At 55.9% G+C, this 21,319-nt stretch carries 22 protein-coding genes; 3 read left to right on the top strand and 19 right to left on the bottom strand.

The annotated features are described in order from the left end of the window. Positions 1 to 48: 48 nt before the first annotated feature. The 6 genes from sfmF to fimA all read right to left on the bottom strand — a co-directional run bounded on the left by sfmF (position 49) and on the right by fimA (position 6,156). A complete protein-coding gene (gene sfmF, locus WFK85_RS14205) occupies positions 49 to 570 on the bottom strand; it encodes a fimbria assembly protein (RefSeq protein ID WP_008460892.1) in 522 nt (173 codons plus the stop codon). Between the two features lie 9 nt (positions 571 to 579). Beyond that, entirely contained in the window at positions 580 to 1,584 is a 1,005-nt protein-coding gene (gene fimH, locus WFK85_RS14200; protein ID WP_166995169.1) for a type 1 fimbria D-mannose specific adhesin FimH, read from the bottom strand. Between the two features lie 27 nt (positions 1,585 to 1,611). Continuing rightward, complete coding sequence (locus tag WFK85_RS14195) at positions 1,612 to 4,206, bottom strand: fimbrial biogenesis usher protein (RefSeq protein WP_336708653.1); 2,595 nt, start codon at positions 4,204 to 4,206, stop codon at positions 1,612 to 1,614. Positions 4,207 to 4,237: 31 nt separating this feature from the next. After that, positions 4,238 to 4,933 carry a type 1 fimbria chaperone FimC gene (gene fimC / locus WFK85_RS14190; protein ID WP_008460886.1) on the bottom strand — a complete coding sequence of 232 codons (696 nt, stop codon included), beginning with the start codon at positions 4,931 to 4,933 and terminating at the stop codon, positions 4,238 to 4,240. Between the two features lie 44 nt (positions 4,934 to 4,977). After that, complete coding sequence (fimI, locus tag WFK85_RS14185) at positions 4,978 to 5,523, bottom strand: type 1 fimbrial protein subunit FimI (RefSeq protein WP_008460884.1); 546 nt, start codon at positions 5,521 to 5,523, stop codon at positions 4,978 to 4,980. A gap of 78 nt (positions 5,524 to 5,601) precedes the next feature. Further along, a complete protein-coding gene (gene fimA / locus WFK85_RS14180) occupies positions 5,602 to 6,156 on the bottom strand; it encodes a type 1 fimbrial major subunit FimA (protein WP_336708651.1) in 555 nt (184 codons plus the stop codon). 588 nt (positions 6,157 to 6,744) lie between these two features. Between fimA and nepI the strand changes: the two genes are divergently transcribed. Further along, complete coding sequence (gene nepI, locus WFK85_RS14175) at positions 6,745 to 7,926, top strand: purine ribonucleoside efflux pump NepI (protein ID WP_166995166.1); 1,182 nt, start codon at positions 6,745 to 6,747, stop codon at positions 7,924 to 7,926. A gap of 52 nt (positions 7,927 to 7,978) precedes the next feature. Here nepI and WFK85_RS14170 read toward each other — a convergent pair whose 3' ends face one another. The 10 genes from WFK85_RS14170 to WFK85_RS14125 all read right to left on the bottom strand — a co-directional run bounded on the left by WFK85_RS14170 (position 7,979) and on the right by WFK85_RS14125 (position 17,284). After that, on the bottom strand, positions 7,979 to 8,386 hold the full coding sequence (locus WFK85_RS14170) for a type II toxin-antitoxin system HicB family antitoxin (protein ID WP_008460879.1): 408 nt from the start codon (positions 8,384 to 8,386) through the stop codon (positions 7,979 to 7,981). A 41-nt stretch (positions 8,387 to 8,427) separates the two neighbouring features. Then, positions 8,428 to 8,589 (bottom strand): type II toxin-antitoxin system HicA family toxin, encoded by a 162-nt coding sequence (locus WFK85_RS14165; protein WP_336708739.1) that lies wholly within the window; start codon positions 8,587 to 8,589, stop codon positions 8,428 to 8,430. Between the two features lie 100 nt (positions 8,590 to 8,689). Further along, entirely contained in the window at positions 8,690 to 9,538 is an 849-nt protein-coding gene (gene tauD, locus WFK85_RS14160; RefSeq protein ID WP_166995164.1) for a taurine dioxygenase, read from the bottom strand. Continuing rightward, positions 9,535 to 10,362, bottom strand: coding sequence for a taurine ABC transporter permease TauC (gene tauC, locus WFK85_RS14155; protein ID WP_166995162.1), 828 nt, complete (start codon positions 10,360 to 10,362; stop codon positions 9,535 to 9,537). The genes tauD and tauC overlap by 4 nt, the downstream gene beginning before the upstream one ends. Further along, on the bottom strand, positions 10,359 to 11,126 hold the full coding sequence (gene tauB / locus WFK85_RS14150; RefSeq protein WP_008460871.1) for a taurine ABC transporter ATP-binding subunit: 768 nt from the start codon (positions 11,124 to 11,126) through the stop codon (positions 10,359 to 10,361). Before tauB ends, tauC begins: the two co-directional genes overlap by 4 nt. A gap of 15 nt (positions 11,127 to 11,141) precedes the next feature. Beyond that, a complete protein-coding gene (gene tauA / locus WFK85_RS14145; protein ID WP_336708648.1) occupies positions 11,142 to 12,116 on the bottom strand; it encodes a taurine ABC transporter substrate-binding protein in 975 nt (324 codons plus the stop codon). 174 nt (positions 12,117 to 12,290) lie between these two features. Beyond that, positions 12,291 to 13,742 carry a PTS N-acetylmuramic acid transporter subunit IIBC gene (gene murP, locus WFK85_RS14140; RefSeq protein WP_336708646.1) on the bottom strand — a complete coding sequence of 484 codons (1,452 nt, stop codon included), beginning with the start codon at positions 13,740 to 13,742 and terminating at the stop codon, positions 12,291 to 12,293. Positions 13,743 to 13,744: 2 nt separating this feature from the next. Further along, a complete protein-coding gene (murQ, locus tag WFK85_RS14135; protein ID WP_336708644.1) occupies positions 13,745 to 14,653 on the bottom strand; it encodes an N-acetylmuramic acid 6-phosphate etherase in 909 nt (302 codons plus the stop codon). Positions 14,654 to 14,806: 153 nt separating this feature from the next. Beyond that, positions 14,807 to 15,997, bottom strand: coding sequence for a cystathionine beta-lyase (gene metC / locus WFK85_RS14130; protein WP_336708643.1), 1,191 nt, complete (start codon positions 15,995 to 15,997; stop codon positions 14,807 to 14,809). A 42-nt stretch (positions 15,998 to 16,039) separates the two neighbouring features. Then, positions 16,040 to 17,284, bottom strand: coding sequence for a cation:dicarboxylate symporter family transporter (locus tag WFK85_RS14125; RefSeq protein WP_166995153.1), 1,245 nt, complete (start codon positions 17,282 to 17,284; stop codon positions 16,040 to 16,042). Between the two features lie 225 nt (positions 17,285 to 17,509). On the opposite strand from WFK85_RS14125, the gene WFK85_RS14120 reads away from it, so the two are divergent. Both WFK85_RS14120 and WFK85_RS14115 read left to right on the top strand, forming a co-directional pair. After that, positions 17,510 to 18,433 carry a LysR family transcriptional regulator gene (locus tag WFK85_RS14120; protein ID WP_336708640.1) on the top strand — a complete coding sequence of 308 codons (924 nt, stop codon included), beginning with the start codon at positions 17,510 to 17,512 and terminating at the stop codon, positions 18,431 to 18,433. A 206-nt stretch (positions 18,434 to 18,639) separates the two neighbouring features. After that, a complete protein-coding gene (locus WFK85_RS14115) occupies positions 18,640 to 18,897 on the top strand; it encodes a YjhX family toxin (protein ID WP_336708638.1) in 258 nt (85 codons plus the stop codon). 231 nt (positions 18,898 to 19,128) lie between these two features. Here the strand turns inward: WFK85_RS14115 and WFK85_RS14110 are convergent, their stop codons facing one another. From WFK85_RS14110 to WFK85_RS14100, 3 genes are all read right to left on the bottom strand, one after another. After that, a complete protein-coding gene (locus WFK85_RS14110) occupies positions 19,129 to 19,329 on the bottom strand; it encodes a glycogen synthesis protein GlgS (protein ID WP_071530516.1) in 201 nt (66 codons plus the stop codon). 128 nt (positions 19,330 to 19,457) lie between these two features. Beyond that, positions 19,458 to 20,651 carry an anthrax toxin-like adenylyl cyclase domain-containing protein gene (locus WFK85_RS14105; RefSeq protein WP_336708636.1) on the bottom strand — a complete coding sequence of 398 codons (1,194 nt, stop codon included), beginning with the start codon at positions 20,649 to 20,651 and terminating at the stop codon, positions 19,458 to 19,460. 133 nt (positions 20,652 to 20,784) lie between these two features. Further along, a complete protein-coding gene (locus WFK85_RS14100; RefSeq protein ID WP_008460852.1) occupies positions 20,785 to 21,117 on the bottom strand; it encodes a YegP family protein in 333 nt (110 codons plus the stop codon). Positions 21,118 to 21,319 lie beyond the last annotated feature (202 nt).

Here is a 21,319-nt window from a genome sequence, read left to right as displayed (position 1 = left end):
TACCGGGAAGACTCCTCCCGGTTATTTTCTGGAACCATTAACGATGCTTTAATTGTAGTTAATCAGAAACGTCGCATCCGCATTGGCCAGCCCGGCATCCGCGTTGTCCGCCGTGGCAATATAGTTTGCCCAAAACTTGAGCGTCACATCGCCGTTGGCATCAACCGGCATCGTTTTACTGGCATCATTCAACAACAATCGGGACTTATCCTCATTCAGTAGCTCAATGGCCACATTTTTCGCCGTACTGGCAGCGTTTAGCGCCAGCAGTCCCGTGCCGGTACTCTTGCCATTAAAGGTGATAGAGGCGGTACCGCTCGGCGGGCAGCCGGTTAGCTTCAGGTTAAACGGCATTGCCTGAGTTGTGCTCCCGGCGGTGCGCAGCTGTTTGGTCGGCCACGAGCCAAGCTTCACCGTCTTATTGTCCCCGCCCGTCTCCACGACACAGGTGTAATCCACGATTGTTCCATGCAGCTCAACGTTGATTTCCCCCAGCGGCGAAGCCGCTTTCACTGAGGGCACGCAGAGTATCGGGACCAGCGCCAGCGCGCTCAGGATAAACTTGTTCATCAGGTCCCCTTAGTCGAAATCAACGCGCAGATAGCCACGAGCCGTGAACGGCCCTTCCTTCGGCTTAACGCCCGTCACGCTGACCGGCCAGGCGCGAATTCCCACCCGGGCCGCAGCGGCATCATCAAGCTGGAAATTAATCTTGCTGCCAAGGTTGTTTGGCGTCAGCGGCGTACCGCTGGCGTTCGCCACGATAAAGCCCAGATCGCTGTTATCGGATATCATCATATTGCCGCTGCTTTTCTCAGCCTCAAGGCGCAGCGTGAGGTAAGCCTGGGCATCGATATTAGTGCATTTGATGCCGACCGTTTTACTTTGCGGCGTCACGCTTTGCGGGCGGTTACCGGCTCCGGCCTGGCTGAATAACGATGCCCCGATGCTGCCAAAATCAAACTCCACCACCTGCCCGGCGTTGATTTCGCAGGTCTGCGGGACTTCAACTTTGCCGCTGTAGCTGATGGTGTAAACGACCGTATCTAACGGGTCCGCAGAGGTGGTCGTTACGTAGACCCGGAACATCGTCTGGCGTGGAATCGGCACCATGTTAATAAAACGGCGGGTGACTTTAAGGCGAAACACCAGCTTCGAATCCTGTACGCCAAAAGGCTGCTGCTTAGAGACGTTCGGGTGGCTCCCCATTTGAATATAATTGCGCGGCGGGTAGAACGTACCAGCATAGCTGTCGGTGATCTGCATCGCCCCGTTAAGATAATCATTAATCTTCAGGTACTGATAACTGCCCACCACTTCCTGAACCGGCAGCTCCGTCTTGTAGCTTCGCATCGTCGTGTTCCCGATCGTGCCGGCCGGGCATTTGGCATTTACCCCGACCCACTGCGTTTTTTCCGCCAGGGTAACGACTTGCCCAACGTTGTTATTGCTGCTGTTAAATTTGTCCGACAGGTCATAAGAGACATCGGTGACGGTGCCGCTGGAGTTGTAGCACACCGTTGCGGCAGCAGGACCTGCGCAGGCCAGCAGCAAGCCACCCGCGATAACATTGCTCAGTTTCATTTTCATCTTCCTGAATCTCTCCGCACGCTATGAACAGGTGGCGGTTGCCATGACGATAGCCTGTTTCAGGCTCTCTTCCGGCAGGGAATAGTTGGCGCGGCACTGGGAACCCTTCCCGTCGCCCCACTGGATCAGCAATTTGCCCTTCAGCGGCAGGCCGCTGAGGTAAATCTGCCCGTCGTCACCGGCCATGCTGGTCACACCGCTTTGCTCTTCCCGCACCACGGAACCAAACGGCACCGGGCGGTCGCCGCGTTTAACGGTGAGGATGGCGCGCACGCCAATTCGGGCATCGAAGGTGGCGCGGACCAGGGCACCCTCCGTCGGCACTACGCTGCTGACGTTGTTTTCAATGTCGGTGTGGTTGTCCATTGTGTTGGTGTCGAGCGCTACGCGGTTGTAGCGGTAAACCGTGGCATACGGCATAACGGCATAGCCACGCCAGTCGGTTTTCACCCCGGTCTGGTTTTCAATGCTGACGCCGGAAGCGCCCGGCGCTTTAATCAACACGTTGGTGTCGCCCAGCGGCTGGCTGAAGGTCACCCCGTCCGCATGGCCGACCACGCCGCCGGAAGCCTGCCAGTTGAAGTCATGCTGGTTGCGGTCATAGTTGTAGCCCAGGCCAAGCGTGCCGTACGTGGCCTGCCAGTTGGCAGTGGCGCTGCCGGAATAGCCGTTATTGCTGGTATGCCCCTGACTCACGCTGTAGTTCAGGTTGCGACCTTCCAGCAGCGTGCCGCCGACCCCGGATTGCCAGCTATTTTTGCCGTCAGAGCTGCGGCTTGTGGCCATCGTGGCGTAGGCACGATCCAGCGCCGTATCGCGCGAATAACCGTGCCCAAGCAGCGTGCTAAACGGAATCGAAAGGTTGAAGGCGACAATCCGGTTGGTGTCTGCCAGGCCGAGCGACTTACTCCACGACCAGGAAAGCGAGTAGCTGATCCCGCGCCAGCCGCTGGAGTACCCCAGCTGGTACCAGGTGTTGTCCTGATCGGTTCCCCAGTAAGTTTGCTGGCTGCCGGAAACATAGACCGAGCCGTAATCCCCCAGAGACTGGGAGATATTGACCTGAAATCGGCCCTTTTTGTTGTAGCGCAGGTTGTGATAGCTGGTCGCCACCAGCTCCTGCCGGTTGCTGTCATTGTTTTGCCACTCGTACTGGTAGCCTTCCATATTCCGGTAGGCCACATCATCCAGAGTGTAAAAACCGCGCGTGGAGTAGCGATAGCCCAGCAGCTGGAAGTTAGTTCCGTAGCCGCTCAGGGATTTGGCGTACAGGAAGCGCAGCGACTGCCCCTGATGATCGCTGTCATCCGCCAGCTTGCTGCGCGCATGGGTAAGATCGAGCGAAATCGCCCCCCAGTCACCGAGGTTTTTCCCGGCACCTAACGCAACGGCGGTATAGCGTTCTGCCAGCTGTGTCCCACCATAGGCGGTGTAGCCGTTCGGCAGACCGGCAATCAACGTACCCTGAGTAAAGAACGGCTTATCCTGCTGGTTATTCCCGCTGCGGAAATCCCCCATCACCACATCATATTTAAATCGGCCTTCACGCTGCAGCATCGGCACGGTGGAATAAGGCACGGAGTATTTCTGCACAGAGCCGTCTTTCTCCTCTACCGTAACCTCTAAGTCACCGCTTGAAGAGGTCGGGTTAAGGTCGCTGATGGCAAACGCGCCCGGAGAGACATAACTCTGATAAATCACGTAGCCGTTCTGGCGGACAACAATCTTGGCGTTGGTGCGGGCAATCCCGCGCACGGTTGGCGCGTAGCCCTGCAGGCTGTCCGGGTACATGCTGTCGGAAGAATAGAGGCGCGCCCCACGAAACCCGAGGCTGTCGAACACATCGCTGCCGGTGTTGCTGTCGCCCATGACCAGCTCGCCCTTGAGCGGGATAATCGTGCGCTGCAGCGTGGTACTGATATTCTGCCATTGATTCTGGTGGTGGCCATCGCCGCTGGTGTAGTTCCAGGCCCCGTTATTGCGCAGGCGCCACGGGCCCAGATTCAGGCCGCTTTGCAGGTTCAGATAGTAGCTGTCGTTGTAAGTGCCGCGGTTGCCGGTGAAGGTGTAGTTCAGCAGCGCCGCCGGGATCCCTTCATCCCACTGATCCGGTGGAATGTAACCGCGGGCGCTGTTGATTAAAGAGGCCTGTGGCAGGCTAATATCCAGTCGCAGACGCGAAAAGTCATAGCTCATTTCAGCGCCTGGCACGGCCGTAATCACGGGGACGCACTCCCCGGACTTATATTTCGCCAGCTCAGGATACGCCAGCATATTCAGCCCGAGCCGCTTGAGCCAGTCGACGTCGAGGCAGGCCGTCAGCCCGCCGGACTTCACGGCTTCAGAAGCAGGGACTTTCGATTCCGTCGCCGTAAAATGCACGTCTTCGGTGGCAACAAATTCATCGTTGCGCCAGATGTCCACGCGATAAACGCCCGGCGGCTGGCTGCTGCCTTTTTCGAAGCGAGACAGATCCGCCACCGCCGCGGTATCGTCCGACAAAAATGCCGGGTTGAAATAGCTCTCAGCGGCAGCGAACGCGGGCCAAAATGAGGCCACAATGGTCGCCGCCAGCGGCGCTAGCGTAAACACTTTACGCGAGACTGATCTCTTCATGATTTATCGGCTTCCCTTTGCCCGCCTGGCGTTACTGCATGACACCCGCTTGTGCTTTGGTCACCGCGCCGTAGTCGTTCACAGTCTGGAAGCTCACCGCCCCCTGAACGCCAGACGGTACGGCAACCTGCACGCTATTTTTCGGTGCCACCATGGTGTTAGGCAGTTTTTCACTCCCCATTTTCAGGTTGACCAGTGAAACGTAGTAAGGCGACGGGTTACTGATCTTCAGGTACTGACCGTTGCGCGCGAAGCGAATCTCTTTCAACGCATCTTCCGGCTGCATCTGCAGATTTTTAGGGCGTACAAACAGTTTGATGCGGGAAAGCACCGCCAGTTGAAGGACGTTTTTTCCCTCAACGCTGTTTTTATCCACGGAAGGAATGGCCTTCACGTTCATCCAGAAAATAGACTCGCGATCCGTCGGTAACGCCGGCCCGGCATAGATAATACGCAGCGTGTTTTCGCTTTTTGGCTCACTGACAAACAGCGGCGGCGTAACCACAAAACTTTTCTCTTTCTGGCCGAGATCGTTCTCGATCCATGAGTTCACCAGGAAGCGCTCTTTCGGATCGCTGTTGGTGATGGCCAGCGAAGTTTGTTTCGCGTCGGCCGGATAAATAACGCGCGTAGCGCCCAGGGCAATACCGCCCGCAGCCTGCGCATTAAAAGTCATCATCATTAAAGAGAGCATCAGTGCCGAAGCGGCTTTATATAATTTGTTCATCACGACAGGTACCATCAAAATAGCCAGAATGGAAAAGCAGAGGTTCAGGGATAAACCAGCGTGAACCAGACGTCAGAGCGAATATTTCCGGGCGACATATGCTTAGAAACCGCGCGATAACGGGCAGTAAAATGAAAACTCATTTCCTGCGTAGTTATTTCCGAATAAGACGCCGGTTCGCTATTGGGAATAATCAGCTGCTGCTGTTGGTCGAATAATGCGAGGCCAATGCCGCTGCTGGCGTCATTGCCACTTACGCTGGACGTGGCCAGAAAGACCAGAGGATCTTCCGCAGGAGTAGATCCCTGAAACGCGATGCCCACATGGTCATAAACCTCCGGGCGACAGTCCGTCAGCCGAAGGGTAAAAGGGATGCTGGGCGGCGCGTAGCTGCCAACATCTTTAAATACGTTGCTCGGGTACTGGCCCATTTGCACCGTCATTTCCTGACTTTCAGGTGCGACGGCGCAGGCGCCGTTAACCAGCTCACCCTGCATATGCACTTCCCCACCGTGGATAACCACAATGCGCTTTGCCTGAACGGGATTCACCGCAGCCAGCATCGCCAGGAGCAGGATTTTCCTTATCATCATCGTCCTCTCTGGACTCGCGTCGGACAAGCCTCATCCGTGAGGCTGAATCATCCCTGTGCTCTCAGCCGTGGCTGATTATTCGTATTTCATAACGAAAGTTGCGTCCGCGTTCGCAGCACCGGCAGTCGCGGTGGCAGCGGTTGCTTTATAGCGAGCGGTGAACGGAATGGTGTTCTCACCGTCGTTCAGAGTCTGAGCGGTAGAGAAGGTAGAACCGTTCGGAGACAGGGTCTTAGAGGTACGATCCAGGATCTCGATACCCACGCCTTTCGCGGTGGTTGCATTCCCGCTGGAGTTTACCGCCAGCAGCGTTGGGTCGGTCGCATCAGTCTGGCCGGTGAATGCCACAGAAGCGGTGGCCGCCACGGTGCTATCGCAATCGGTCAGAACGATGTTGAATGGGATCTGGGAAGAGGTATCGCCCACTTTGGTGAAAGCGGCGGTACGGTACTGGCCCAGTTTAACGATCTGGCCGTCGGACTGAGTGCTTACCGCACAAGCGGCGTTAACCAGCTCGCCCTGGAAGTGCACGGTCCCGCCATTAACGATAACAGGATCTGCTGCGTTAGCGGCGCTGCTGACCAGAGCAACGGTTGCGATCAGAGAAGAGGCGATTTTGCTTAATTTCATGGGTATTCCTTCATATATAAAACGCACATCGGAGTCAGGCATCCTTCATGACTCCGTTTGAATCATCATCGGTCTTAAATGACCGCATAACGCATTCCCCACATCCTGTGGGAATTCCTTAGAATGCTCAGTGGTTTCATTAGAATTAAAGACAAACGTTTCCCCAGCACATAATTTAATGTGCCGTATAAAGTTATCTTTAATAATTCAAGATGAAATTTTTATATATTCGTGATGGGCTACGAAGTATGGCTAAATTAAGCTAAATTTTATTTAAGTAATAGATACCAATTCTTTATGTTGCATAAGCTCAGTCTTAATAACGCCTAAGAAATGACCAGGTAAACCTTTCGGGAAAATGATTCTGGAGAGATAAAAGCCTCGTTAATTTAGGGGGTTATATTATTCTCTTAGCCCCAGAAAATTGTTCGTTTTTTGTTAAATTTGTTTATTTTTTGTTTGATTCAGATAAAGGGATCTTGAACGCCTGCCGCGCAATACTGAGTGAAGTTGCCAAAAGGTTAAAGACGTTGCGCAAGCGGTGATACACTGGAAGGCTTGCCCCAAACTTTGACCCAGGACTTCAGGATGAATGAAACCGCCCCCCATACCATTCCGGCAACCTCAGTAACACGCCCCAACTGGTCGGCAGTCTTTGCCATCGCGTTTTGCGTGGCCTGCCTGATTACCGTTGAGTTTTTGCCGGTTAGCCTGCTGACGCCGATGGCGCAGGAACTGAATATCTCCGAAGGCCTTGCCGGGCAGTCGGTCACGGTCACCGCCTTTGTGGCGATGTTTGCCAGCCTGTTTGTCACCAACCTGATTGGATCGACCGATCGCCGCCGCGTGGTGCTGCTTTTTGCCGTGCTGCTCACCGCCTCCTGCCTGCTGGTTTCGTTCGCGGGCAACTTCTCTCTGCTGCTGCTTGGTCGCGCCTGTCTTGGGCTGGCATTGGGCGGGTTCTGGGCAATGTCGGCCTCGCTGACCATGCGCCTTGTGCCCGCGCGCACGGTGCCTAAGGCGCTGTCCGTTATCTTCGGAGCCGTCTCGATTGCGCTAGTGATTGCCGCCCCGCTGGGCAGCTTCCTCGGGGGGATCATCGGCTGGCGCAACGTCTTTAACGCCGCCGCCCTGATGGGCGTCGCCTGTATTATCTGGGTCTGGAAAGCGCTGCCTTCTCTGCCAGGGGAAGCGGCGCACCAGAAGCAAAACATGTTTGGCCTGCTCAAACGCCCGGGCGTGCTGGCGGGTATGCTGGCAATTTTCATGGCGTTCGCCGGGCAGTTCTCGTTCTTTACCTATATTCGCCCGGTTTATATGACCCTGGCGGGCTTTGACGTGGACGGCCTGACGCTGGTGCTGCTGAGCTTCGGTATTGCCAGCTTCGTCGGCACCTCTCTTTCCGCCCCGATCCTGAAACGATCGCTCAAGCTGGCCCTGGCCTGCGCGCCATTAATTCTCGCTATCAGCGCGGCGATACTGGTGCTGTGGGGGACGAACAAAGCCGTGGCATCGGTGATTGCTATTGTCTGGGGGCTGGCCTTTGCCCTCGTACCGGTCGGCTGGTCAACGTGGATCACCCGCTCGCTGGCAGATCAGGCGGAAAAAGCCGGGTCAATTCAGGTGGCCGTAATTCAACTGGCCAACACCTGCGGGGCGGCAATAGGCGGCCTCGCGCTGGATAACCTCGGCCTGCTGGCCCCGCTTATCTTGTCCGGCAGCCTGATGCTGCTGACAGCGGTGCTGGTTACGGTGAAGGTGCGGGCTTAAGTTGTAAAAACAACAAGGCCCGCACCTGGCGGGCCATATTCGTGATGAGAAGCTACAGGCGTTTAGTTAATTCACGGCGAGCCAGCTCTGCTAAAAAACCACTTCGGCTGGCGTACTCCCTATTACCACTGACATAGCTATCGATTCTCGCCAGCAAGGATTGTGGCAACGTAATATTCAATTTTACCGATTTACCTTCGTACCGGGTAATATCGATATCAACAAATCCCCAAACGCCCCCCTGGCAACTCTCATCATTTTTATGATCGTTAATCGTCAGAGCAACAGGCACCGCTCTGCCTTTCTCGCTTTGATATTCCAGATGAGCATTAATCGCGCCATGGGCGTCATCGATAGCCTCATCGATGGTGTCTCCGGCGAAATAGCAGCCTTCAATATCCGGCACAAACCCTGACCAGCTTCCACTTTCGGCCTGGTGCAAATACACAGGATATTTCATACGTTCCTCTCTCCTGAAAGCGCTACTCGTTGGCACGCCACTTATTCATTTCTCACCCAGTTGCTTAAGAATTTTATGCAACGTTCCGGGGCCAAATCCTTGGTTGGGTGGGGTACCACGACAGGGTTTGCCTCACCTTCTTTTTCAAAAATGTGGTGGCTGCCTCTGGTACGCACGTGTAGCCATCCCAACTTTTTCAACATCCTTATCAGCTCTGCACTTGTCATTCCTTCATCCATGAAGTGAAATTTGGTGGTTATAATAACCACCAAAAGAGCGAATATCAATCACACCTTCGGATGCTCAGCCGCGCCAGAAAGGCTTATCCCCGAGGATTGTCGCGCGGTGCATGATACGGCGAGCCGGGAGATAATCGGCGTTGGCGTAATGCTGCGTCACGCGGTTGTCCCAGATGGCAATATCGTTTTGCTGCCAGCGCCAGCGTACCTGGAACTCTGGTTTGGTGATGTGGGCAAACAGGAAGCCCAGCAGCGTCTCGCTCTCTTTTTCTGTCAGGTTAACAATGCGCGTGGTAAAGCCTTCGTTGACGAAAAGCGCCTGCTTGCCGCTGACCGGATGCGTGCGAATCACAGGATGGCGCAGCGGCGGGTTCTTCGCCACGGCTTCGCGCCAGCGCTGGTGTTCGACTTCGCTGTGGGCGTACTTATACTCCTGGAACGATTTACGGAAATCGTGCTCGGCCTCGAGCCCGGACAACAGCTTTTTAAACGGCTCGGACAGCGCCTCATAAGCGGCAATCCCGCTGGTCCACAGCGTATCGCCGCCGGTTTCCGGCAGCTGCTTCGCCGCCAGAATCGCTCCGGCAGGCGGCGTTTCAATAAAGGTCACGTCGGTGTGCCAGTTGTCGTTATCCGGCGGATTATCGTTGTGGGTATCCAGCACGATAATTTCTTCCACGCCTTCGGCATGCGGGTAAACCGGGTGAATATGCAGATCGCCGAAACGCAGAGCCAGCGCGCGCTGCTGCTCGGGCGTAATTTCCTGCTCGCGGAAGAACAGCACCTGATGGCGGATCAGCGCGTGGTAAATCTGCTCGAACTGGTTGTCGCTCAGGCCGCGCGTTAAATCCACGCCGTCAACCTGCGCCCCGATATACGGCCCCAACGGCTTAATGTTCACTTTTTCACTCATTGCCCTTCTCCATGCCACGGGGTCAGGCGGCGCTGTAGCGCCCGTAGCCCCAGTTCTAAACAAAATGCGATGACGGCAATGACGCCGATCCCGGCCAGCACCACGTCGGTCGCCAGAAACTCACCGGCGGACTGCACCATAAAGCCCAGCCCGCGCGTGGCGGCGATAAGCTCTGCGGCCACCAGCGTGGACCAGCCCACGCCCAGCCCAATGCGAAATCCGGTCAGAATTTCCGGCAGCGCGCCCGGCAAAATCACATGCCAGATAACCTGCCAGCGAGATGCCCCGAGCGCCTGAGCCGCACGAATGCGTACCTGCTTCGCGCTGCGCACGCCCGCCATGGTGGACATGGCCACCGGCGCAAAAATCGCCAGGTAAATCAGCAGGATTTTGGATGTCTCGCCGATGCCAAACCAAATCACCATCAGCGGTAAATAGGCCAGCGGCGGCACCGGGCGGTAAAGCTCGATCAGCGGATCAAGAATGCCGCGCACGGTGGGACTCAGCCCCATTGCAATGCCCACCGGGATGCCTATCAACACCGCAGCGGCAAGCGCGGTAAGAATGCGCCCCAGGCTCGCGGCCAGATGCTGCCAAAGCGTGGCGTCCATAAAGCCCTGCGGCCCGGCGATGGTGATAAGCTTCGCCAGCACCTGCCCCGGTGGCGGCAGAAACAGCGGGCTTATCCAATGCTGCGCCGCCACCCACCACCACAGCAGCACCAACGCCACCAGCGTGGTTGCGCTCAGGGTAAGCTGACGCGAAAACGGCCAGCGCAAGGCAAGCCTGCGGCGCACGGGTTTGTCCGGAATCACTATGCTCATAAGAAGCCCTCCCGCTGATCGAACACGCGGCTCAGCACGTATTCACGTTTGGCGATAAATTCTGGATCGGATTTGATGCTTCGGCACGGCTCTCCGGCGGCAAAGCGACGGCCAAAATCAAGCTGAAGCCGCTCCAGTACGCGGCCAGGGCCTGGCGAGAGCAAGACCAGTTCCGTCGCCAGAAAGACCGCCTCTTCAATGTCGTGGGTGATCAGCAGCACCTGCCGACGGCTTTCGTGCCACAGCTTCAGCAGTAGAGTTTGCATCTGCTCGCGGGTAAAGGCATCCAGCGCACCAAACGGCTCGTCCAGCAACAAAAGCTGGGGCTTCGTCGCCAGCGCCCGGGCAATGCCCACCCGCTGCCGCTGCCCGCCCGAAAGCTGCCAGATGGCGTTTTTCGCCTTATCTTCCAGTCCAACCTTGCGCAGCATGTCGAGCGCAATCTCTTCCCGCTCGGGCTTAGCCTGCCCGGCAAGCTGCAGTCCGAAGGCCACGTTATGCAGTACCGATCGCCAGGGCAGCAGCCCTTCGTTCTGAAAAACAACCCCGCGCTCGGCGCCAGGGCCTGCAACCGTTTTGCCCTGAAGCGTAATGCTGCCGGAATGATAGGGAACGAAACCGGCGATCAGGTTAAGCAGCGTGGTCTTACCGCAGCCGGAAGGGCCGAGCACCACCAGCAGCTCGCCCTCGTCCACCGTCAGATTAATGTCGTCGAGTACCGGCTTGCCGCCGTACTCCGCGCTGAGATGCGAAACCTGTAGCATCGCCGTGTCTCCTGTTTACTGCGCCAGCGGCTTCACGAAGCGGTCGGTCACAAACTGGCTATAATCGGTGGCGACCGCCGGCACTTTGCCCTGCTCTTTCAGGAAGTGCGCGGTGTCCACGATGGCTTTATTCACCGGGCCGCTAAGCTGCTCAACCTGCTGCTTCGCCGTCAGGTAGGTATTGCCCTTCACCAGCCCCGGGACGTCGTTTTCCGGTACGCCGCTCAGGCGCGAAAGCTTGCTCAGGTTGTCCGGCTGCTGAAGCCAGCCGTCAGGATTGTCGAGGTAGCCTTTCTGAGCCGCAACGGCGCTGCGGGCAAAAGCGGTGACCACATCAGGATGTTTTTCAGCAAAGTCTTTACGTACGACCCAGACGTCAAGCGTCGGGGAGCCCCATTTGCCCACCTGCGCCGAGTCCGTGAGCACGTTGCCGTCTTTTTCCAGCTCGTTCACCGCCGGAGCCCAGACGTAAGCGGCATCGATATCCCCGCGCTGCCACGCGGCAATAATTGCCGGAGGCTGAAGATTTAGAATTTGAACCTGATCCGGCTTGATGCCCCAATGCTTGAGGGAAGCCAGCAGGCTGTAATGGGTAGTAGAAATAAACGGCACGGCGATGCGTTTGCCGATCAGGTCCTGCGGCGTTTTGATGCCTTTTTTGACCACCAGCGCTTCAGAGTTACCGAGCTGGGAGGCCAGGAGGAAGACTTCAATCGGTACGTTTTGGCTGGCGGCAACGGCCAGCGGGCTGGAGCCGATATTGCCGATTTGCACATCGCCCGAGGCGAGCGCACGCACCACGCTCGCGCCGCTGTCGAACTTACGCCATTCCACTTTCGCCCCGCTATCTTTGGCAAAAGCGTCGTCGGCTTGCGCAACTTTGGCGGGTTCGGCGGAGGTTTGGTACGCCACGGTAACGTCCACCGCGTGGGCCTGAGCCGCAATTAGGGCCAGTGCAACCAGCCAGAGTGAGTGTCGTTTTGCTGCCATGATTCTGCTCCTGTCTCGGGGGAGAGAGCAGTATTTCCAACGGCAACGATTCCATAAAAGAATAAAAAATTATCGCTAATGCCTTTCCGTCCTTAGAAAAAAAGTGGGCAAGGTTAGCTGCTGAGCGGGAATAACGCCGCCCGCAGAAGGCGGGCGGGCAAGAGTCATATTAACTTAAGTCAAATCAACGTTCTTACTGCCAAAACACCAGGTCATGATAAACCCGGCCACATAGGCGATAACAATCCCGGCAACGTAAACCGCCATCCCGGCGAAGATCCCCTGATGGGAAGTCATCAGCGGAATCGACACCAAACCTGACGGCCCAAACACCGTATTCAGTCCGACGGGCAGCCCCAGCCAGGCCACCAGCCCGATAAAGAACCCGCCGATGCCGCCACCGATACAGGCGGTAATAAACGGCTTCAGGCGCGGCAGCGTCACGCCGTAAATCAGCGGCTCACCAATGCCCAGCAGGCCGGGAATAATCGCCCCTTTGATTTGCGTACGCAGGACCGAGCCTTTCGGCGAGCGGGCAAACAGAGCCAGCGCCGCGCCCACCTGCCCCGCACCGGCCATCGCCAGAATCGGGAACAGCGAGTTAAAGCCCTGGGCATCCATCAGCGCGAAGTAGACCGGGACAAATCCCTGGTGAATACCAAACACCACGGCAATCAGGAACAGCCCGGCCAGAATCGCCGTGCCGAACGGGTTGCCGTTCAGGTGCATAAACAGCCAGGACATGCCTTTGAACAGCTCGCCGCCGATGGGCATGATCGCCACAAAAGTGATCGCCCCGGTGATCAATAAGGTGATCGTCGAGGTGAGGATCATATCCAGGTTGTCCGGGATCATCCGTCGAACCTGGCGTTCGATCCACGCTCCGAGCATACAGGCCAGCAGCACGCCAATAATGTTGCCGCGCGGGTCGATAGCCAGCCCGAAGAAGGTATCCATCCCGGCGTAGTAGCCCACTTTGCCTTCCGGCACGTAGCGCAGAATAAACAACGAGGCGATGATTGCCCCGTTCACGCCGGTGCCGCCGAAAGCTTTCTGGGTGTTGAAGCCAATCAGAATGCTCAGGAAGGTAAACAGCCCGATGCTGAATACCTTCATATAGGCGATAAGCTGGGTCAGCCAGGCCGCAGGCGCTGTGCCTTCAACGATCAGCGTTTGCTGCAGCAGCGTGGCAATACCCAGCAGCAGCCCGGCGGCGATAAAGCCCGGGATCAGCGGCGTGAAGATGGTGGCAAACTTGGTGAGGAAGTTATGCACCGCGCTGTTCTGCTTCGCCTTCATCTGCTGTTTGTTCTGGCTGGCGAGCGCGGCCAGGTCCGCGCTTTCGCCACGCTCCGGCTCGCTTAAGCCCTCCTGCTTTAACAGGCCATTCATCAGCTCGCTGGCGGTTTGCGCTTTGCCGGGGCCGAGAATAATTTGCAGCTGGTCGTCGCCGTTGACCACGCCCATCACGCCGGGGATTTTCTTCAGGTCGTCGTGCTGAACGAGATCTCTGTTTTTGAGCGTCAGCCTGAGGCGCGTCATGCAGTTGCCGCAGACAAGGATATTGCCGCTGCCGCCCGTCAGGCGCAGGATGTCTGCCATCATCGAGCCGGTGATTTTCGCCATAGCTACCCGTTTAACCCCCGTAATGCTTCACGTATAAAGCCTTGTTTTTTCGCCAGCAGATCGCTTGCCTCTTCGGCTGACAGGCCGCTCAGCAGCATGAAGATCGCCGTTTTGCAGTGGCGGCGGCAGGCGCTAAGCGCCGCTTCGGCCTGCTCCGGGCTGCATTCGGTCGCCGCCACCACAATATTGACCTGGCGCTGGATCAGCTTGGCGTTGGTGGCTTCCACATCCACCATCAGGTTGCCGTAGACTTTGCCGCTGCGAATCATCGACCCGGTAGTGATCATATTCAGGATTAGCTTTTGCGCCGTCCCGGCCTTCATGCGTGAAGAGCCGGTGACGATTTCCGGGCCGACGACCGGTTCAATGGCGATATCCGCCGCCAGGCTCATTTCGCTGCCCGGATTACAGGAGACTGCGGCGACGGTGGCCCCCACGCTTTTTGCATAGGCCATAGCGCCCAGTACGTAAGGCGTGCGCCCGCTGGCGGCAATCCCTACCAGCACGTCACGCGCGCTGAAGTTCAGGTTACGCAGATCCTGCTCACCCATTTCACGGTTGTCTTCGGCGTTTTCTACCGCCTGCAAAATGGCCGGGTGCCCACCGGCAATCAGCCCGACGACCTGCTCACGCGGCGTGCCAAAGGTTGGCGGGCACTCACTTGCATCCAGGATCCCCAGACGGCCGGACGTTCCTGCGCCGCTGTAAATCAGCCTGCCGCCCTGGGCGAAAGCCGCCACCACTTTATCGACAACCTGAGCGACCTGCGGCAGCGTGGCTTCCACCGCCAGCGGCACCTGCTTGTCTTCATTATTAATAACTTTAAGCATCTCTAAGGTGGGCAGAGTGTCGATTTCCGCGCTGGCCGGATTGCGGCCTTCGGTGACCAGTTTGGTTAAGTTAATTTTCATCGGGACATCCGTTATGTGTGTTCTGTTGTGCATAGTATGGAATATTTTATTCCATGTGCGTGAACACAATCACGAATATTTTATTCCAAAACAAAGGAAATAGCAGAATAACTCGGGCGAGAAAGCCGCCCTTGCGGGCGGCAAAAGAGGGAATCAGGCGATGCGGGTAAAACCGGCTTCCAGGTCAGCAATCAGTTCTTCAACGTTTTCCAGGCCAATATGGACTCGCACCAGCGTGCCGCTGAAGTCAACTTTGCCTGCCGGACGAATGTCGTTCAGCTCTTCCGGCTGGTTGGCCAGGATCAGTGACTCAAACCCGCCCCAGGAATACGCCATATGGAACAGCGTAAAATTATCCAGGTAACCCGCAAGCTGCTCGTCCGTCAGGCGCTGTTTTAGCACAAAGGAGAACAGGCCGGAGCTGCCGGAAAAGTCGCGTTCGAAGAACGCATGTCCCGGACATTCAGCCAGCGCGGGATGGTTAACCCGTTCCACCAGCGGATGAGCCGACAGCCAGCGGGCAATCGCGAGGCTGCTTTCCTCATGTTGCTTCAACCTCACCCCCAGCGTGCGCAGGCCACGGGCAGCCATATACGCCGTATCGGCATCCAGCGTCTGGCCCATCAGGTACGAGTTTTCACGCAGGCGATCCCAACAGCGTTCGTTGGCAACCGCCGTCCCCAACATGCCGTCCGAATGGCCGATGGTGTATTTGGTCCCGGCCTGAATCGAGATATCTACACCACAATCCAGCGCACGGAATAGCACCCCGGCGGCCCAGGTATTGTCCAGCATGACAACAATTTCTGGGTTAACGGCGCGAATAGACTTAATCATGCCGGGCACGTCCTGAACCTCCATGGTAATTGAGCTCGGAGACTCAAGGAAAACAACGCGGGTATTCGGCTGGATGAGCTCAGCGATCCCGGCGCCAATCAGCGGATCGTAATACGTTGTTGAGACGTTGAATTTGCTCAGGATCTTGTTGCAGAAATCCTGCGTTGGCTCATAGGCCGCGCCGGTCATCAGGATATGATCTCCGCCGCTGACAAAAGCCAGAATCGCATTGGTGACCGCCGCCGCGCCGCACGGATAAAGCGAGCACCCGGCACCGCCTTCTAACTCCGTCATCGCCTTCTGGAAGGAAAAATGCGTCAGCGTGCCTCTGCGGCCATAGAACAGTTCGCCGTTTGCCCGGTTGGCAGTGGCAAATTTTTTGGCTTTCACGCTGTCAAATACCAGCGAGGACGCGCGCTGGATAACCGCATTTACCGCCCCCTGGGTGTAGCGTTTTTCACGCCCGGCGACGATCAGCTGAGTTTCAAGATGACTTTTCTGTTTCATAAAATTCTCCCGTTATTTCCTGATTCATTCCATTCAGAGGGCTTAGCCAGCGAGGCTGTTTGCGGCCAGCGGAGCGCTGGTTTCCGGTTCACCACGCTTCTTTCCGGCGAAGCGTTCCACGATTTGTGCCGCATTAAGATCGTGGATCACGTTGATGAGCGTGGCCGGTGCATCGGTAATGGTGCCAAGCACCACCAGCAGCGGGATGGCTTCCATCGGCAGCCCCAGCGTCGTGACAATAAAGATCTCCCCGAGGAACGCGCCGCCCGGCACGCCGCCAACGATGATGGCCGACAGCACGGCAATCAGCATCGCGAGGAAGAAGGTTTCGCTGGTAAATGGCAGGCCAAGAACTGAATAGATAAAGACGATTTTCAACGCGGCAATCATCGCCACGCCGCCTTTATTGAGGTTCACCAGCAGCGGAATCGAGACATCGACGATTTCAGGGTTGATGCCCATAGCCTTGCCCGCACGCAGCGTAACCGGCAGAGTACCGAGCGAAGAGCAGGTGCCCAGCGCGGTCGCGGAAGGTTCAATCGCGTGTTTCCAGAACGCTTTTACTGCCGGAAGCCCGCCGCCAATCCACGAATAGAAAATGGAGCCAAGCACGTAATAGATAAGCGTTGCCGCCATAAATAATCCGATGGCTCGAGCGAAGGTCATCAGCAGCGAAGCATCCTGGCTCGCCATGGTTGCAGCGAAGTAGCAGCCCAGGCCGACAGGTGCCACCTTCATGATAATAGAGACAATTTTCATGATAACGGTATTGGCGTCCTGCAGCAGAGCGGCGATGCGTTTACCCGCATCCGCCGACTGACCAATCGCTACACCGGCGATAATCGCAATCACGATCAGCGCCAGGATGTTCGACTTGGAGAACAACCCGACAAAGTCGCTGGTGGTCACCATGCTGACAAAATCCATCTCCCCTGAGCCGCCTTTCACCGAATGGGAAAGATCGATGGTCACGCCCTGTGCCGGGTTGTACCAAAGCGCCAGCAGCACAATGCCTGCGGCGGGAATAAGCGCCATGGCGATGGAAACAATAAAAATAACCACCATGATGCGGCCTAACCGTTTAAGGTCGGTCATGCCGGCAATAGATGACATCACGCTGACGCCAACCAGCGGCACAATAATCACAAACAACAGGTTGAGGAATATTTGCCCGACAGGTTGTAATTTAATGGCGTAAGTTGGGGCATAAATACCCAGCAAGCCGCCGACAATGAGAGCAAATAAAAGAACAAAAGATGATTTGTAAGGTTCGAGGCGTGTCCACATAAAGGATACCTTCTCAATAAAAGTAATAATAACTGGGACGAAAATCACAATTACCAACTGCTGTAATTAAATCCCCGGACTTTTGTGATGAAAATCACTAATAATGTATAAAATTCATTTTCCAACTTATTTATTTACTACAGCGCAATAGTTACACTTTTGAAATTGGATTGGTATGGGGAATTAATACCGTTTCCTCAAATCACTTGTGAATAAAAGGAAAAAATGAGCGCGCCAATTTCACTCAAGCATCTCGAGGTATTCGTCAAAATTATCGATTGCGGCGGGCTGTCTGAAGCGGCGGCACAGCTCAGCGTGTCGCCTTCGGCGGTGAGCAAGAGCCTGGCGGCGCTGGAGGATTTACTGGGCACAACGCTTATCAAAAGAACGACCCGCAGCATCACGCTAACCGATGCGGGGCAATATTTGTTTAACCGCGCTAATAAGTTAATTAAAGAATTCGACGACACGCTAAATACCACATCAAGCTATTACAACAATCCGCAGGGTGAATTGCGCATCACCTGTTCTATTGCGTTTGGCTACGCCAGGCTGGTCAACCTTGTTGATAAATACCGGGCGAACTTCCCCGATGTGAATCTTTATATTGATCTCAACGATAACTTTATTAATCTTAATGAATCCGACTTCGATATCGCCCTGCGAATATCCACCTCTCCGCCGCAAAATTACGCCATGCGCAAACTGGCTCCAGTTCGCTGGGCTTACTGTGCCACCGCAGACTACCTCAGCAAGAAAGGGATGCCGGGCAAACGCACGGATCTGGTCACGCACGACTGCCTGGTTTACCCAGGGCTGACACCGCAGATTAAAACTACAGACGAGCACGAACGGCAGCACCTGGTAAAAATGCGTACGCCAATCCAGGCCAACAGCAGCCTGGTACTGCTTAAATCCGTACTGGAAAATCAGGGCGTCGCCTACCTGCCCACCTATCTGATTGGCGACCATATTCAAAAGGATGAACTAACCCCGCTGCTGCTGGACGGCATCATCACTTACGAAACCCATGCGCTGTACGCCCTCTATTTCCCGAGCAAATACAGCAATCCTAAGGTCAGGTCGTTTATTGATTTCCTTGTGGGGGAGCTTTCGCCGCAGCCAGCGTGGGACAACTGGATCCCTTAATTATTTCCCTTTAGTTTTTCTGTGTTATTATCCGCCCGTTGTTTCTACCGAACTTACTCAGAGGCTTGATGCTGGAGAATGTCATCATCTGATAATCAGTGCCCCGCCTGTCACAGGCCGGACTGATTATCACTGCGCTTAACTCTTATGCGAACACACGCGTTGTGTTGGCACGTTTTGCACATGATGATAAAAGGTTTTTCAGCATGAATTTATCCCGTCAGGAACAGCGTACCCTTCACATTTTAGCGAAAGGGGGACGCATCGTTCACACTCGCGACTCGTCAGGCCGCGTCACCGCCGTTGAATGTTACTCCCGCGAAGGGTTACTGCTTAGCGACTGCACGCTGGCCGTGTTCAAAAAGCTCAGAACCAAGAAGCTGATTAAATCCAGCAACGGGCTGCCATACCGGATCAACACCAGCGGGTTGAACAACGTTCGCGCCCAGCCGGATAACAGGTAATTGACGAGAGTCTGGATGAAACAGGCGTTTTGAAGGGCTAAAACAGATAACGGGCCATCTGGCCCGTCGAGACTGATGACAAAGCTCATGCGGATAAAGTTCTGCAATCTGTTACCTGAAAATAAACTGGAGAATCAATCCATTGATTTTCGGCTGCTCGCCACAAAGAAGGAAAAACCACGCTTTTTCCTTCTTTGTCTGCAACTTTAACGGGCCGCATGGCCCGTTATTTCAATGTTCGAGCTCGGCGGCCCGGAATTCTTCTTCGCAATACTGGTTGAAGCGTTCGCAGAACCACGTTTTCTGCTCACGGCTCATGTTGCCTGTCACGGCCTGGAGATTCACCTGCTGCCCCGAAGCCTGCATATGCGCGAAGCTGCGCGCCAGAAAATCAAAATTCTTTACTGCCTGTAGATCTCTGTTCATCAGCATATCCCTCTGTGAGTTAACTTTTGGGTAAGTCATATGCTTCTGGTTTCAGTATCGACCCGCCGACGATTATTTTTTGAACAATGAATGCGCTTTTGGGATTTCTCCCTGCGATATATCGAAACGCGACTTTAGCGCTGCCGAATCGGCCTTGTGAACTGCGCCGCCTCCAGCGTTAACTTTGCGGCAGTAAACCTGTCGCTGCGCACGCCAAGGACCTCCTTTTCCCACAGCGGATTCAGCGGCACGTGGTAGCCCGCGTTCTTGGCCTGAAGCACCAGCTCCGCAAGATCGTCTTTGTTTTCAATAATGCACAAAGGTGCAAAGCGCCCGATTTTATGGGGCAGCGCGAACGTGGCCGGGTAGTTGCTCTCAGGATCGGTAACCGGGTTGGCGCTGTCCGTTGCGTGATGCACCACTTTTTCCCCGTCCCCCACCAGCGCCTGGTTTAGCACGCCAATCATCCTGCGGGCGCGCTCGCTCGTGTTGCCCGTTTCCTCGTCGCTCTTGCGGTAGAAACTCGCCGGGCTGTCATAGTCCCCGCGCAGCGCCTGGTGCTCAGGCAGCGTGCGGTAATTTTCCAGCCGCTGGCGAAATACCTGATGCGACACATCCGGCACCTGCAAATTATCCTCAGGCCCTAACTCGCTGACGTGCGGGGCGATGACCAGCAGATCATAATCCGCGGTGAAGGGCCGGGCTTCAGCGTGTGGGGCAAGCACCTGCAGGGGTACACCGTGATGGGAAATTTGATACCGCGCTTCTCCGCTGCCCGGCAGGCGCCGGGCCTCAAACGCATAAAGCTCCCCGCCCGGCCCGCTGGCCCTGAGATGACTCACGCCGCCGGCGCTCTCAGGTGACAGCTTGTCGATAAGCCCCTGCTCAAACAGGTCGTGCAGGCGGCTCTGGGAAACTTCCAGCGGCACGGCGGCAGCATGCCCGTCAACAATGCAGGCCTGCGTTTGCAGGTTAAACTTCGCGATTCGCTCGGGCGAGGCATTCTCCAGCTTGCTGAACCGCTGCTCCACGCAGATAAACCCCGCCTGCGGCCCCCACGAGGCGCTTTTCCCCTTGATGTGAAATCCTTTGGTCGGATACCCGGCCTCAATCAGCGCCGTTGCCAGCTTGTCCACCGGGCGAACGGCAATGATGCAATTGTGTTCCGAGGCGACTTTTTGAAGCGGGATAAGGTGCTCAGGCACGATGCCGGTTTTGCCTTTGATGTGTGAGACAAGCTGCGGGAGATCCGTGCCGGGCGTTTGACTCGCTATGGACAGGTGAAGTTCTAAAGGGCGATACGCCGCAGGGGAGGATTCAACTTTCATTTTTACGGCCAGGCTCCCGGCGATAAACAACAAGCCATTGAGGCTGCGACCGGGAAAAGGCGGCCGGGGCAGCATCACGCGAAAACATCACCCAGGTGAATGCTCGCGGATTGCCCCGCCGCCCTGGTTCCGGTTAAGTCTTGTCTTTCACCGTTTCGGTTCCACCGTTATTTTTCACCGAGGCAATGCCTTTATCCCGGGATTGCTCCGTGGCGTACATCTGGCTGGTACCAATCACCTGATGATTGCCGGCCTTGAGGTTGAAGTAGAACTTCCCGTTGCTGGCAACCTTCTTGTCGTAGCGCTCCTCCAGCGGGCTGTTGGTTCGCACGGAGGCGATACCGTTGTCCGCCGAGGCGCGGGTTTTATACAGCTCGCTGGTGAGGACCACTTCGCCATTGCCCGCCTTGAGCACGAACTTAAACTGCCCGTCGCTGCTTTTGCTTAATTCGAACCAACCAGACATGTTAACTCCTTGATTAAAATCATAAACAGTTAATAGATTGGGTGAACGTCAAAAACAGTATGTACGAAAAACAAACAAATCGCCCACCCCACCTGCGCCCTGGCGGGACAAATGTCCCGGCCACGATGCGGATTTAAGATCCCGCTGGCAGTTTTCACGCTAATCTGTGGGCAACGCGGGACGGGCGTCCTGTCCTTATTTG

Origin of the sequence: Cedecea sp. VD22 (genome assembly GCF_037150195.1) — a bacterium.
In the GTDB taxonomy this organism is placed as follows: domain Bacteria; phylum Pseudomonadota; class Gammaproteobacteria; order Enterobacterales; family Enterobacteriaceae; genus Cedecea.
The sequence above is the reverse complement of the archived record's forward strand: the minus strand, read 5'-3'. Positions and strand labels throughout refer to the sequence as shown.

Bases quoted from the DNA above. Each gene is read 5' to 3' on its own strand.
- sfmF (WP_008460892.1), bottom strand. From the start codon at position 570: ATGAACAAGTTTATCCTGAGCGCGCTGGCGCTGGTCCCGATACTCTGC.
- fimH (WP_166995169.1), bottom strand. From the start codon at position 1,584: ATGAAACTGAGCAATGTTATCGCGGGTGGCTTGCTGCTGGCCTGCGCA.
- WFK85_RS14195 (WP_336708653.1), bottom strand. From the start codon at position 4,206: ATGAAGAGATCAGTCTCGCGTAAAGTGTTTACGCTAGCGCCGCTGGCG.
- fimC (WP_008460886.1), bottom strand. From the start codon at position 4,933: ATGAACAAATTATATAAAGCCGCTTCGGCACTGATGCTCTCTTTAATG.
- fimI (WP_008460884.1), bottom strand. From the start codon at position 5,523: ATGATAAGGAAAATCCTGCTCCTGGCGATGCTGGCTGCGGTGAATCCC.
- fimA (WP_336708651.1), bottom strand. From the start codon at position 6,156: ATGAAATTAAGCAAAATCGCCTCTTCTCTGATCGCAACCGTTGCTCTG.
- nepI (WP_166995166.1), top strand. From the start codon at position 6,745: ATGAATGAAACCGCCCCCCATACCATTCCGGCAACCTCAGTAACACGC.
- WFK85_RS14170 (WP_008460879.1), bottom strand. From the start codon at position 8,386: ATGAAATATCCTGTGTATTTGCACCAGGCCGAAAGTGGAAGCTGGTCA.
- WFK85_RS14165 (WP_336708739.1), bottom strand. From the start codon at position 8,589: ATGTTGAAAAAGTTGGGATGGCTACACGTGCGTACCAGAGGCAGCCAC.
- tauD (WP_166995164.1), bottom strand. From the start codon at position 9,538: ATGAGTGAAAAAGTGAACATTAAGCCGTTGGGGCCGTATATCGGGGCG.
- tauC (WP_166995162.1), bottom strand. From the start codon at position 10,362: ATGAGCATAGTGATTCCGGACAAACCCGTGCGCCGCAGGCTTGCCTTG.
- tauB (WP_008460871.1), bottom strand. From the start codon at position 11,126: ATGCTACAGGTTTCGCATCTCAGCGCGGAGTACGGCGGCAAGCCGGTA.
- tauA (WP_336708648.1), bottom strand. From the start codon at position 12,116: ATGGCAGCAAAACGACACTCACTCTGGCTGGTTGCACTGGCCCTAATT.
- murP (WP_336708646.1), bottom strand. From the start codon at position 13,742: ATGGCGAAAATCACCGGCTCGATGATGGCAGACATCCTGCGCCTGACG.
- murQ (WP_336708644.1), bottom strand. From the start codon at position 14,653: ATGAAAATTAACTTAACCAAACTGGTCACCGAAGGCCGCAATCCGGCC.
- metC (WP_336708643.1), bottom strand. From the start codon at position 15,997: ATGAAACAGAAAAGTCATCTTGAAACTCAGCTGATCGTCGCCGGGCGT.
- WFK85_RS14125 (WP_166995153.1), bottom strand. From the start codon at position 17,284: ATGTGGACACGCCTCGAACCTTACAAATCATCTTTTGTTCTTTTATTT.
- WFK85_RS14120 (WP_336708640.1), top strand. From the start codon at position 17,510: ATGAGCGCGCCAATTTCACTCAAGCATCTCGAGGTATTCGTCAAAATT.
- WFK85_RS14115 (WP_336708638.1), top strand. From the start codon at position 18,640: ATGAATTTATCCCGTCAGGAACAGCGTACCCTTCACATTTTAGCGAAA.
- WFK85_RS14110 (WP_071530516.1), bottom strand. From the start codon at position 19,329: ATGCTGATGAACAGAGATCTACAGGCAGTAAAGAATTTTGATTTTCTG.
- WFK85_RS14105 (WP_336708636.1), bottom strand. From the start codon at position 20,651: ATGAAAGTTGAATCCTCCCCTGCGGCGTATCGCCCTTTAGAACTTCAC.
- WFK85_RS14100 (WP_008460852.1), bottom strand. From the start codon at position 21,117: ATGTCTGGTTGGTTCGAATTAAGCAAAAGCAGCGACGGGCAGTTTAAG.